General features: G+C 72.5%; 8 protein-coding genes and 1 pseudogene. All 9 read left to right on the top strand.

What is annotated here, in order from left to right; genetic code table 11:
* Positions 1 to 441, top strand: a pseudogene (locus tag ACRDP3_RS05650) (hypothetical protein); the annotation flags it as partial.
* Positions 442 to 448: 7 nt separating this feature from the next.
* The gene (locus ACRDP3_RS05655; RefSeq protein WP_431515705.1) at positions 449 to 814 is read left to right on the top strand and encodes a LysM peptidoglycan-binding domain-containing protein; all 366 of its coding nucleotides are present in this window, start codon (positions 449 to 451) and stop codon (positions 812 to 814) included.
* Positions 804 to 1,949 carry a hypothetical protein gene (locus ACRDP3_RS05660; RefSeq protein ID WP_431515706.1) on the top strand — a complete coding sequence of 382 codons (1,146 nt, stop codon included), beginning with the start codon at positions 804 to 806 and terminating at the stop codon, positions 1,947 to 1,949. Before ACRDP3_RS05655 ends, ACRDP3_RS05660 begins: the two co-directional genes overlap by 11 nt.
* Positions 1,950 to 1,973: 24 nt before the next feature.
* Positions 1,974 to 2,528, top strand: a complete 555-nt coding sequence (locus ACRDP3_RS05665) for a phage baseplate assembly protein V (RefSeq protein ID WP_431515707.1) — start codon at positions 1,974 to 1,976, stop codon at positions 2,526 to 2,528.
* Between the two features lie 20 nt (positions 2,529 to 2,548).
* Entirely contained in the window at positions 2,549 to 2,890 is a 342-nt protein-coding gene (locus ACRDP3_RS05670) for a hypothetical protein (RefSeq protein WP_431515708.1), read from the top strand.
* On the top strand, positions 2,887 to 3,270 hold the full coding sequence (locus tag ACRDP3_RS05675; protein ID WP_431515709.1) for a GPW/gp25 family protein: 384 nt from the start codon (positions 2,887 to 2,889) through the stop codon (positions 3,268 to 3,270). Before ACRDP3_RS05670 ends, ACRDP3_RS05675 begins: the two co-directional genes overlap by 4 nt.
* Positions 3,267 to 6,515, top strand: a complete 3,249-nt coding sequence (locus ACRDP3_RS05680; protein ID WP_431515710.1) for a putative baseplate assembly protein — start codon at positions 3,267 to 3,269, stop codon at positions 6,513 to 6,515. The genes ACRDP3_RS05675 and ACRDP3_RS05680 overlap by 4 nt, the downstream gene beginning before the upstream one ends.
* Positions 6,512 to 10,324, top strand: a complete 3,813-nt coding sequence (locus ACRDP3_RS05685; RefSeq protein WP_431515711.1) for a putative baseplate assembly protein — start codon at positions 6,512 to 6,514, stop codon at positions 10,322 to 10,324. The genes ACRDP3_RS05680 and ACRDP3_RS05685 overlap by 4 nt, the downstream gene beginning before the upstream one ends.
* A 20-nt stretch (positions 10,325 to 10,344) precedes the next feature.
* A partial coding sequence (locus tag ACRDP3_RS05690; RefSeq protein WP_431515712.1) for a hypothetical protein occupies positions 10,345 to 12,461 on the top strand: 2,117 nt, incomplete at its 3' end.

Raw genomic sequence — 12,461 nt, forward strand, 5'->3', positions numbered from 1 at the left:
GAGATCGACGCGACCGATCAGTTCGAGATCGCGGCGCCGAACGGCATCCACCCCCAGCTCGCCACCCTCGAGATGCTGGTGCATCCCACCACCGCCCAACTCCGCAAGGCCACCCGCCTGTCCAAGAAGGGCGCCATCGAGATCAGTCCGATCGAGATGCCGTTGACCCTTTTCACGTGGGGCAGCAAGCGCGTCATGCCCGTACGGCTGACCGAACTGTCCATCAACGAGTCCGCGTTCGACATCAGCCTCAATCCGATCCGGGCGAGCCTCAGCATCGGCATGAAGGTGCTGACCGTCAGCGATCTGCCCGCCGGCCATCGCGGGGCGGAGCTCTATCTCGCGCATCTCGCGCAGAAGGAGCGGCTGGCGGGGAGCGCGCCCGCCGGGCGGCTCGGGTCGCTCGGGCTGACCGGGTCCGACATCGGCATGGGGAGGTAGCACAAGGATGATCGAGCCGTACGAGAGCGCACTGGACGCGGTGCCCGGATCGCATCCGTATCCGCGCACGAGCCGGTACCACGACGCCGAGATCGGCGTGCACCGCGCCGCCGACGGGACCGAAGTGCGGTACATCAAGCGGCGGTTACTGCCACCCCTCGGTGAGGCCGACGGCGACGACACCGCCCGGCACATCGTCAGCAGCGGTGAGCGCCCCGACCATCTCGCCCAGCGCTACTTCGGCGACCCCGCCCAGTGGTGGCAGATCGCGGACGCCAACCCGGTTCTCGATCCGCGCGAGCTGACGGCCGAGCCCGGTCAGGAGATCGAGATCCCCGGCGGCTTCCCGGACGGGGGCGGTCATGGCCGGTGACGACGATCCGATCGGCAGCGGGCCGATCCATCTCACCCTGCGCATGGGACCCAAGCTCACCAGGCCCGTGCCGCCCGAGGTCACCGAGGCGCTGCTGTCCGCGCAGATCACCAGCACCGCCGGCGAACGCAGCGGCTTCCAGCTGGCCTTCGACCTGACCAAGAAGGGGGCGATCATCAAGCGGCTGCTCCCCGAGGGCTTCTTCGACCCCAAGACCCGGGTGATCGTCACGGCGTCGGTCAAGGGCACGCCGCGTGTGCTCCTCGACGGGCTGATCGTCCGTCAGGAGGTGGGAGCCAGCAATCAGCCGGGGCAGACCACCCTCACCGTCACCGGGGAGGACCTGACACTGCTGATGGACCTGGAGGAGCGGGCGGACCGCTACCCCAACCTCGCCCCCGCCCAGCGCGTGGCCCGCATCCTGGCGAAGTACACCGACTACGGCATCGATCCGCACATCATCCGCGAGCAGATCCCGCAGCCGCCCCGCGAGCAGCTCCGCGTCGAGTACCAGACCGGGACCGACCTGAGTTACGTGAACGAGCTGGCCGGCGCGAACGGCTACACCTTCTACCTCGACCCCGGACCCCGCCCCGGCCGGTCCACCGCCTACTGGGGCCCGCAGAAGCGGATCGGACAGCGCCAGCACGCGCTCAACGTCAACATGGACGCCAACTCCACCGTGGACCAGCTGACGTTCGCCTATGACGGCACCGCCCGCGAGGAGCCGCAGGCCCGCGTACAGGACCCCAGGACGCGTGAGTGGGCCCTGCTCCCGCAGCAGGACATCAGCCCACTGCGCCCGCAGCTCGGGCGCCGGCCCTCCCCCGCGCTGAAGCGCAGAACGCTGACCGGTACCGCGAAGCTGGACAGCGAGACGGCCCGGGCGGCAGCTCTCGCCCGCGCCGCGACCTCCGCCGACGCGATCTCCGGTTCCGGCCAACTGGATGTGAACCGGCACGGCTACATCCTCCACCCCCGGGAGCTCGTCGGGGTGCGCGGTGCCGGAGTGACCTACGACGGCGACTACTACGTCACCAGCGTCACCCACAACCTCTGGCCCGGCAGATACCAGCAGAACTTCACCATCTCCCGCGAGGGCCTGGTCGCCATGAGCGACCGCGTCCGCCCGTAGCGAGACCGATCAGGAGTAGCCCGCATGGCGCCAGCACCGAACAACCGCTTCCTCGGCAAGTTCCGCGGCCGGGTTGCGGACAACAACGATCCGCTGCGGATCGGCCGGATCACGGCCCATGTCCCGGACGTGCTCGGTGAGGACGCGTCCACCTGGGCCATGCCCTGCTTCCCGTTCACGGGCGAGCGGGCCGGCCAGTACGTGATGCCGACCGTGGGGGCCGGGGTCTGGATCGAGTTCGAGCAGGGGAACCCGAGCTATCCGATCTGGACGGGCTGCTGGTACGGCGAGCAGAACGAGCTGCCCCCGGACGCCCTGGCCGGAGCCACGGTGGGCGCCGAGCCGGTGGTCATCGAGACCCAGGGCCATCACAAGATCGTGATCTCGGACGATCCGCTGAAGGGGATTCTGCTCCAGGCACCCGCGCCGGACGGCACCGGGAACGGCCCGTTCATCCGGATCACCAGGGACGGGGTGCAGATCAACAACGGGCGGGGGGCGTCGGTTTCGGTGGGTTCGGCGGCCGGTGACCACGTCGACGTCAACGAGGGCCGGCTGACCGTGCCCAAGAAGCGCTAGCAGACCAACGGGGAGAAGTCTTGTCCGCGAACGTCATCCACTCAGGGACCCTGATCGGCTGCCCGCACGGCGGCCGGGCGACAGCAGTCATGCCCGCTTCCGCCTCGGCCGGGGTGCGGGTCGACGGACTGCCGGTGGGCTCCGCCACACACGTCCACACAGTGACCGCCTGTCCGCACACCGTCAACGGTGTCCCCACGCCCTGCACCAGCGTCCGCTGGACACCGGGCTCCGACGGCGTGCTGGTCGACGGCACGCCCGTACTGCTGGACATCACCGCCGCGCAGTGCTTCAGCGCCGCCCTGATGCCGCAGGGTCCGCCGCTCGTTTCCGCCGCACCGCAGGGGGTGGTCTGCCGATGAGGACGAAGACCGTACGCAGGGACTTCACCTTCCCGTTCCGCGTCGACCGGCGGGGGCGCACCGCCCACGCGGACTACGACGACCATGTGCGGGACCTGATCGAGCAGTTGCTGTTCACCAGCCCCGGTGAGCGCGTGATGCGCCCCGACTTCGGCTGCGGCCTGCTCGACCTGGTGTTCACACCGAACAGTCCGGAGCTGGCCTCCGCCCTGGAGCTGTCCGTGCAGGCCTCGCTGCAGCGCTGGCTGGGCGAGCTGATCGAGATCGAGACGCTGGACGTCGTGAGCGAGGAGAACGTGGTCCGGGTGCAGCTGAGTTACGTGGTGCGCTCCACCGCCAGCCGGCGCGACGAGGTCTTCGAGGGGAGGGGCACGGCATGAGCGGCCACAGCAGCGACCTGGTCTGCCGTGGTGACGGCAGGCGCGGCGCCGTGCGTACGGCACAACTGAACGGCGTGGACGCCGTCGAGGTGAGCGACGACGGGCTGACGCTCACCGTCACCTTTCTCGGCAAGGCCCCGCACGGCCTGTGCGCGGAGAACGTCCGCATCGACGGCGGCCGTCGTATCACCGGCATCGTGGCGCTGGAGGTGGAGGCCGAGCGCGAGGAGGATCCCGAACTCGACGACAAGCTGTACGTCACCGTCGACCGGTCCGGCGACTCTTCCCGCTACCGGCTGTCCCTGGTCGCGACCGACCCGTACGGACGCCCCGGCACCGAGCCGTTCCCCGGCTTCGACCAGCGCTACTACGCGGCCGACTTCACCTTCCTGCCGGACTGCCCGTCACCGTTCGACTGCAAGGACGAGCAGGAGGACTGCCCGGACAGCCGGGGATCCGGGGGCTGCTCCCCGGAAGAGCACAGCCTGGCGGCCCCCGTCATCGACTACACGGCCCGCGACTACGACACCCTGCGCCGGCTGGTCCTGGACCGGCTGGCCCTGACGACCCCCGAGTGGATCGAACGGAACGCCGCCGACCTCGGCATGACGCTGGTCGAACTGCTCGCCTACGCCGCCGACCAGATCAGCTATCAGCAGGACGCCGTCGCGACCGAGGCGTATCTGGACACGGCCCGCCGCCGGGTGTCCGTACGCCGCCACGTCCGGCTCATCGACTACCCGATGCACGACGGCTGCAACGCCCGCGCCATCGTCACCCTGGAAACCGTGGCGCCGATGGAACTGCTCGCCGGCGACTACCGGTTCGCCGCCGTCGACGTACGCACGCTCGGCCCGCGCGACCGGCCCGGCATCGGCACCGTCATCGACGACGGCGATCTGACCGTGCTCGACGAGCGCGGCTCGGTGGAGGTCTTCGAACCGGTCACCGACCAGCCGCTGCGACTGCTGCCCGCGCACAACACCATCCGCTTCTGGACCTGGGGCGACGAGCAGTGCGCGCTGCCGAAGGGCGCCACGTCCGCGACCCTGCGCGACGAATGGACCGACGGGTCCGGCGAGGCCGACCAGGCCGGCGAGGGCTGCGAGGGCTGCGAGAAGCGGCAGTTGGACCTTCGCCCCGGCGACCTGCTGGTACTGGAGGAGGTGCGGGGGACCCGCTCCGGCACCCCCGGTGACGCCGACCCGTCCCACCGGCAGGCGGTGCGCCTCACCTCCGTCACCCCTGCCGTCGACCATCTGTGCGACCAGCCGGTGCTGGAGGTGACGTGGGCGCCGGAGGACGCGCTCGCCTTCCCGCTGTGCCTGTCCACCCTCGGCGGTACGGACTGCGAGCCGGTCCCGGACGTGAGCGTGGCCCGCGGCAACGCGGCGCTCGTCGACCACGGCCGCTCGCTGACGTTCTGCGGCGGGCTTCCCGAGCGGGTCACCGTGCCGCCCGTACCCGCAGTGCTGCCGCCCTGCGGACCACCGGATTTCGGCTGTACGGACCGGGAGGGCGGCAACGCGACCGCCAAGCTCATCACCGACCGTCTCGAGCAGACCCGCAGCGGCCGGCTGCTGACCGCGGACCACATCCGCGAGCTGTTCACGGTCGTCGGCGAGGAAGCGACGCTCCGGGCCGGGCTGGCACTCGAACTGGCCGGGCAGCGGCGGGAGAAAGTGGTGCCCGGCACCGCCTACGCCCAGGCCGAGGCGCTCCAGACGCTGCTCGCCCAGTCCGTCTACCCGGGCATCACCCCGCGCTTCCGTCCGGTGCTGCACCGCTCCCCCGTCGTGCAGGCCGTGCCCTTCCCCGAGCCGCGCCACATCGCGGCCGGGCAGGCCGGGCGGCTGGCCGGCATCCCGGAGCGGGTGCGGGCACGGCTGGTGGAGCTGTGGCGCGGCGCCCGCGACGAGGACGGGTCCGAGCGGGGGCTGTCGAAGGAGGAAATCGCCGAGCTGACCGTGCTGTTCGGACTGCGGGTGCTGGAACGGCTGGAGCTGCGCCGCCATCCCGTACGGGCGCTGCGCGACCTGCTGCACCGCGAGGACCAGTTGCTGGCGGCGAAGCGGCGCCGGCTTGAGGTGCTGACGGCACGCTCGCGTGCGGGCACGGTGCTCGACGGGCGCATCGCCTGGGAGATCGCGCACACCTGGGGCCCGCCGTACGCGGCCGGGCTGCACCCGGACGAGCCGGTGCTCTCGGGCCCGGCCACCGCCCTCGTGCAGGACCCCCGCGCGGCGCTCCCCGCCGTACGGCTGACGGAGGCCGACGACGAGCAGGTCTGGGTGGCGCGGCGGGATCTGCTGGCCAGCGGCGCACGGGACCGTCACTTCGTAGGTGAACTGGACGACGACGGACGGCTGACGCTGCGTTTCGGCGACGGCCGCTACGGTGCACGACCGGAGCCCGGCGCCACCCTTGAGGTCCACTACCGGCTCGGGGGCGGCACGGCGGGCAACGTCGGAGCCGAGGCGATCAACCATCTCGTCCTGTGCCGGGACCCGCACACGGTGGACAGTGGCGAACCGATGCCGGTCGCGGGGGTGCGCAACCCGCTGCCCGCCGTGGGCGGCACCGGTCCCGAGTCCGTCGAGCAGGTACGCAAGCTCGCGCCGCTCGACCTGCGGCGGGTGCGGCTGCGCGCCGTGACCGCCGACGACTACGCGGAGCTGGCGTCGGCCCTGCCGGGCGTGCAGCGGGCGGCGGCGGAGATCCGCTGGACGGGCAGCGTGCAGGAGGCGCACGTCGCCGTCGACGCACTCGGCACCGGCGTGCCCTCCCCCGGCCTGCTCGACGCGGTCGCACAGGCCCTGGAGGGATACCGCCGCATCGGACACGACCTGTTGGTGGTGCCCGCGCGGCCGGTGCCGCTCGACATCGCGCTGGAGGTGTGCGCCGCACCCGGCCACCAGCACGGCCAGGTCCTGGCCGAGTTGCGCCGGGTGCTCGGCAGCCGCCGGCTGTCCGGCGGGCGGCTCGGCTTCTTCCACCCGGACGCGCTGAGCTTCGGTCAACCGGTGCGGCTGAGCCGCCTGGTGGCGGTGGCCGCCGCGGTGCAGGGGGTGCGGAGCGTGCGCGTCACCCGGCTGCGCCGGATGTTCGAGCAGGACCCCGACGACCACTCGGCACTGGAGGCGGGCGTGCTGCGGCTCGGCCCGCTGGAGCTGGCCCAGTGCGACAACGATCCGGAGCGGCCGGAGAACGGCAGGCTCTCGCTGGAGCTCGGAGGCGGACGATGACGACCGACGCGTCGAACAACTCAGGTGGCTGCTCCTGCGGTTGTGGCGGCCATGACGAGCGCCACGGAGCTGTCGCCCTCCACAACCCGCCGGGCCGCGCCGCGCTGGACTACCGGGTCGGCGAGTACGGCTCGTTCCTGGCGGCCATGCTCGACCGGCTGGCCTCACCGGCCTACCCGGCCCTGCGCCGGCTGACCGTGCGCACCCCGGACGACCCGGCGGTCGGACTGCTCGACTCCTGGGCTGTCCTCGGTGACGTGCTGACCTTCCATTCGGAGCGGATCGCCGACGAGGGCTACCTGCGGACCGCGGACGAGCACCGGTCGCTGGTGCTGCTGGGACGGCTGGTCGGGCACCGGCCGCGGCCCGGGGTCGCCGCGGACACGCATCTCGCCTACACCGTGGACCGCGATCCGCGGACCCCCACCGACGTTCCGGTGGTGATCCCTCGCGGTTCGCGCAGCCACAGCGTGCCCTCCGCGTCCGAGGAGGACGCGCAGACCTTCGAGACCGATCAGGAGCTGGTCGCCCGCTGGTCCTGGAACCAGCTGGAGGTGCGGCGGCGGCGCCCGGCGCCACTGACCCCCGACGATCTGCGGGACCGCTCCGAGATCCATGTCGCCGGGACCGCCAACTCCCTGGCGCCGGGCGACCGTTTGCTCTTCGTCTTCAACCAGGACCGGTCCGCCGGCCCGTCGCGGGGGAGGCTGCTGCTCCCGGTGACGCGGGTACGGATCGACCGCGACGACGACACCACGGCGATCGGCCTGCCGGATTCGCCGCCACGGTCGTTGCGGGAGCTCGTCGAGGAGCTGCGGGAATGGATCACGGAGGGCCCGGACAGCCCCGCCCCGCGGCCCGTGGGCAGCCGGCTCATCGAGGAGTTCGACGCGCAGGTGCTGGTGCCGCTCCGCGCCGAGCTGGAACACCTCGACACCCCGGCCGTGTTCGCGCGCCGGCTGGACGAGCCCGTTCGGCGGCTCTGGGAGGCACAGGCACTGGCCGTTTCCTACGAAGAGGTCGGCGAGTGGTTCGAGCAACTGCACGCGGAAATCGCGGACCTGCGAGAACGGGCGGCCGAGCTGGAACCCGAGCTGCCCCCCGCGCTGGAGACAGGCGCGCCGGGGAGCGACCCTGCGGAGCCCGGCCACCCGGCCCTGCGGGCGCTCGGCGCGCTGCTGCCCGCGCTGCGGACGCCCGGCGCACGCTCCGGGTCGGTCTCCGGTGCCCCAAGGCCCCAAGCGCAGGCCACCGGGCGGCTGTTCGGCCCCGGCTCCGACCTGGGTGCACAACTGCTCCCGGCGCTCGACCCGAGCCTGACCGGCACGCTCTACCCGGCGTGGCGGCGGGCCGTACCGCCGGTGCCGTCCGCGCTGAGCGAGCTGCTGGCGCTGCGGATGACGGCGGCGCCCTTCGGCTCGACGGCGCCGCTGAAGTCGGTGCAGGACGAACGCGGGCGCGTCATCCGGCAGACCGACTGGCCGCTCACCGGTGCCTCGCTGACCACCATGCGGGTCGTCTTCGACACGGCGGGCAAGGTGCCGGTGAGGGCGGAGTTCGTGCACGCGGACGCGAGCACTTCGGACCAGCGCACCGAGCACATCCCCTCCGACGCGGTGTTCGACCTCGGCCCCGGCCGGGTCCGGCTCTCCACCCGCGGCGCCCAGGACAACGACCTGAGATGGCTGAACACCCGGCCCACCGACTCCCAGGAGCCGGGCGTGACCGCGCGGTTGGAGCAGGGGCTTCCCGATCGCACGCTGTTCGTGTCCCGGCCCGGCGCAGACGGGACGCTGCAGGTCGGCGTGTACGGCGGCGGCCCACCCGAGGAGTGGCGGCTCACCCCCGGCCGGCGAATGCAGCTCAGGCACGGGCAGTACGAGCTGACCCTCAGCTATACGACGGCGAGCGAGCCGTCGAACGTCGAGATCGGCATCGCGACCGTCCCGGACGAAGCCCACCGCAAGGTACTGCCCCTCGACAGCGTCCAGGCCGGGATCACCGTCGGCAGCTGGGTCGCCGTCGAGCGCCCCCGCAAGGGCACCGACGGCGGCGTGCCCGGCGACGACGCGCTCCGCCTCGTCACCACCCGGGTCACCGCGGTACGCACCATCTCGTACACGCGGTACGGCATCACAGGGCGTGGCACCGAACTGACCCTCGCCGAGCCCTGGCTGGACGAGCACGACGTGCTTCTCTCGCACATCCGGGACACCACCGTGCACGCCGGCGGTGAGGCCCTGCGCCCGGCCGACGAACCGCTGGGCGAGGAGGTGCACGGCAACGAGATCGAACTCGACGAGCTCTACGACGGGCTGCGCCCCGGCCGGCTGCTGGCGTTCGAAGGTGAACGCACGGATATTCTCCCCCTGCCTTCGGCGGGGGGACCCCCAGGCATCCCCGGGGTCCGGGGCACCGAACTCGCGGTGATCGCCGCCGTCGACCAGCGACTCGATCCGGACCTGCCCGGCGACCACGTCCACACGGTGCTGACGCTCACCGCCGACCTGGCGTACCGGTACCGGCGGGAGAGCGTCCGCATCCAGGGCAACGTCGTACCGGCCTCGCACGGCGAGAGCCGCGACGAGGCCATCGGCAGCGGCGACGCCGGCCGCACGAACCAGACCTTCGCGCTGTGGCAGTCGCCGCTCACCTGGCTGCCCGACGACAACCCCCTGGGCGCGACCCCCGCCCTGGAGGTGCGGGTCGACGGGCTGCTCTGGCACGAGGCGGACAGCCTCGCCGGGCGCGGGCCACGCGAGCGCGTCTACGTGCTCGGCACGGCAGGCGACGGGCGTACGACGGTGACGTTCGGCGACGGCGTGCACGGCGCCCGGCTGCCCAGCGGCCACGAGAACGTACGGGCCCGCTACCGGTTCGGCACCGGCCGGGCCGCCAACGTCCCCGCAGGCCGCATCACCCAGGCCGTCACCCGCCCGCTGGGCGTCACCGGCGTCACCAACCCGCTGCCCGCCACGGGCGGTTCGGACGCCGACGGGCCCGGCCTCACCCGCCGCACCATCCCGCTCGCGGTCTCCGCACTGGACCGGCTCGTGTCCGTACAGGACTACGAGGACTTCACCCGCTCACGGGCAGGCATCGGCCGGGCCGCGGCGCGTGAACTCTTCGACGGCCGACGGCAGTTGCTGCACGTGACGGTCGCCGGAGCGGACGACGTGCCGATCGGCGCGGACGCAGACACCCTCCGTGCTCTGCGGGCCTCCCTCGCCGCGTACGGGGACTCCCGGCTGCCGGTGCGTGTGGACGTGAGGGAGCTGGTGCTGCTCGTGCTCGCGGCCAGGATCAAGGTGGCTCGGGACCACTCCTTCGCGATCGTCGAGCCCCGGGTGCGGCAGGCCCTGCTGCGCCGCCTCGGCTACCGCGGCCGGGAGCTGGGGCAGCCCGCGCTGCTCTCCGAGGTGCTGGCCACCGCGCAGTCGGTGCCGGGCGTGGACTACGTGGACGTCGATGCCTTCACCGGCATCCCCGCCTCCGCCACGCCGCGACAGCTGACCGAGATCGGCCGCGGCCTCACCGAACCCGGCACCGTGGTCCCCGCCCGGCTCGCCACCTACGACGAACAGGTGTACGTGGTCACCGCCGGGGACGGCGAGACGCTCAGCGCCATCGCCGCCCGGCACGGCATTCCGCTCGCCGAGCTGCTGCGCCTCAACCCGGACATCACCGACACCCGGCCGCTGGAGAAGGGCCGTTCGGTGTTCGTCTTCCGCGGCATCCGCCCGGCCCAACTCGCGCTGTTCTCGCCCGACGTGGCGGACACGCTGACTCTCTCGGAAGTGACCTCGTGAGCGAAGGAAGGAATGCGGCGATGGGCAGGCAGCCGGACGGGCTCGCGGATCTCCTCCCCCAGTGGCACAGGCTGCGGGACGCCGAGGACGGGCCGGGCGGTGAAGGCGGCGAGCCCCTGCGCGCGCTGCTCGCCGTGATCGCCGAGCAGGCCGATCTCGTACGGAGCGGGGTCGAGCAGAACTACGACGACTGGTTCGTGGAGACCGCCGCGGAATGGGTGCTGCCCTACCTCGGGGACCTGGTGGGCTACCGCACCCTGCCGGGCTTCGAGCGGGTGCAGGCAGCCGGGCTCAAGGACGGCGGCCCGGCGGGCACTTCACGGCAGCGGCTGGCCGAGGCGCTGGCGCCCCGCCGGGACGTCGCGGCCACCGTCGCCAACCGGCGGCGCAAGGGCACTCTCGCGCTGCTGGAGGAACTGGCCGATTCCGTGGCCGACTGGCCCGCGCGGGCCGTGGAGTTCTCCCGGCTGGTCTCCCATCAGCAGTCGGTCAAGCTGCACGGGTCGGGCACCGGGGCGGTGAGCGCGCGGCGGCTCTCCCGCGGCCGGCTGGTCGACCTGCGCGACGAGTCGGCGCTCGATCTGGCCGGCGGGCCGTTCGGAGCGACGGCGCGGTCGGCGAACGTACGGCGCGCGAACTCGGCCCGCACACCCGGTGGCTACACCCCTGCCGGGGTCGGGCTGTTCGTGTGGCGGCTGAAGCCGTACTCCGTGACGAGTGCGCCCGCCTACTGCATCGACCGGGCCCGCAACCTCTACACCTTCTCGATCCTCGGCAACGACACCCGGCTGGTGACCAAGCCGGAGCCGGAGCCCTCGTCCACGCACATCGCGACGGTCGACAACCTCCCGGCGTACATCCGGCGCCGGCAGTTCGCCGACCGGCTCGCCGACTACTACGGGCCGGGCAAGAGCCTGGTGATCCGGCGGGACGACCAGGACGAGCCGGTGCCGCTGACGGACATCGTCGTGGCGGATCTGACGGACTGGCGCTACCGGCCCAAGCGCGGTCAGGTGGCCCTCGATCCTGAGCTGGGCCGGATGGCGTTCGGCTCCCGCTCCGCGCCCCGGCAGGGGGTGTGGGTGGACTACCACTACGCCTTCGGCGACGACCTCGGCGGCGGCGAATACCCGCGCGACCGCGCGACTCCGCCGTCCGAGCAGGTCTACCGGGTCGGCCCGGGCCGCACGTACCAGCGGATCATGGACGCCTACGCCGACTGGCAGCGGGACCGGCGGGCCGGACGGTGCGGCCCCGACGGGATCATCGAGATCACCCACAGCGGCGCCTACCAGGAGCAGCTGGACTTCGACCTCGATCCCGGGGACCGGCTGGAGGTGCGCGCCGCCGAGGGGACGAGACCGGTGATCCGGCTACTGGACTGGTACAGCAACCGGCCCGACGCGCTCAACATCCGTGCCGCGGAGGGCTGCGAGCGTGGCGAGGAACCGCGCCTGGTGCTCGACGGACTGCTGGTCGCCGGCCGCGGACTGAACGTCGCCGGGCCCGTCGGCGCCCTCGTCCTGCGGCACTGCACCCTCGTGCCCGGCTGGTCCCTGGAACCGCAGTGCGAGCCGCACTCGCCGGAGGAGCCGAGCATCGTCCTGGACCGCACCACCGCGTGCGTACAGATCGAGGCGAGCGTCCTCGGCACGATCGAGGTCATCGGCGACGAAGTGAGCACCGACCCGCTGTCGGTGCACATCCGGGACAGCATCCTGGACGCGACCGGCCACCACCTGCCGGCGCTGTCCGCCCCGGACTGCCGCCACGCGCACGCGGTGCTGCACGCACACCGCACCACCGTGATCGGCGAAGTGCACACGCACGCCGTGGAGATCGGCGAGAACAGCCTCTTCACCGGGCGGATGCACGTGGCCCGGCGCGGCATCGGCTGCCTGCGCTACAGCTACGTGCCGCCGGGCTCACGGACTCCGCGCCGGCACCGCTGCCAGCCGGATCTGGTGGGCGGCGACCAAGCCGGGCGGGTGCGGCCGCTGTTCACCAGTGAGCGGTACGGGACGCCGGAGTACGGGCAGCTCGCCCCGGGGTGCGCGGAGGAGATCCGGCGGGGGGCCGAGGACGGCTCCGAAATGGGCGCCTTCCACGACCTCTACCAGCCCCAGCGCGCCGACAG

The sequence above is a fragment of the Streptomyces sp. genome (genome assembly GCF_050698815.1).
In the GTDB taxonomy this organism is placed as follows: domain Bacteria; phylum Actinomycetota; class Actinomycetes; order Streptomycetales; family Streptomycetaceae; genus Streptomyces.

Excerpts from the sequence above, each read along its gene's own strand:
- ACRDP3_RS05675 (WP_431515709.1), top strand. The coding sequence starts at position 2,887 with ATGAGGACGAAGACCGTACGCAGGGACTTCACCTTCCCGTTCCGCGTC.
- ACRDP3_RS05655 (WP_431515705.1), top strand. The coding sequence starts at position 449 with ATGATCGAGCCGTACGAGAGCGCACTGGACGCGGTGCCCGGATCGCAT.
- ACRDP3_RS05660 (WP_431515706.1), top strand. The coding sequence starts at position 804 with ATGGCCGGTGACGACGATCCGATCGGCAGCGGGCCGATCCATCTCACC.
- ACRDP3_RS05685 (WP_431515711.1), top strand. The coding sequence starts at position 6,512 with ATGACGACCGACGCGTCGAACAACTCAGGTGGCTGCTCCTGCGGTTGT.
- ACRDP3_RS05665 (WP_431515707.1), top strand. The coding sequence starts at position 1,974 with ATGGCGCCAGCACCGAACAACCGCTTCCTCGGCAAGTTCCGCGGCCGG.
- ACRDP3_RS05680 (WP_431515710.1), top strand. The coding sequence starts at position 3,267 with ATGAGCGGCCACAGCAGCGACCTGGTCTGCCGTGGTGACGGCAGGCGC.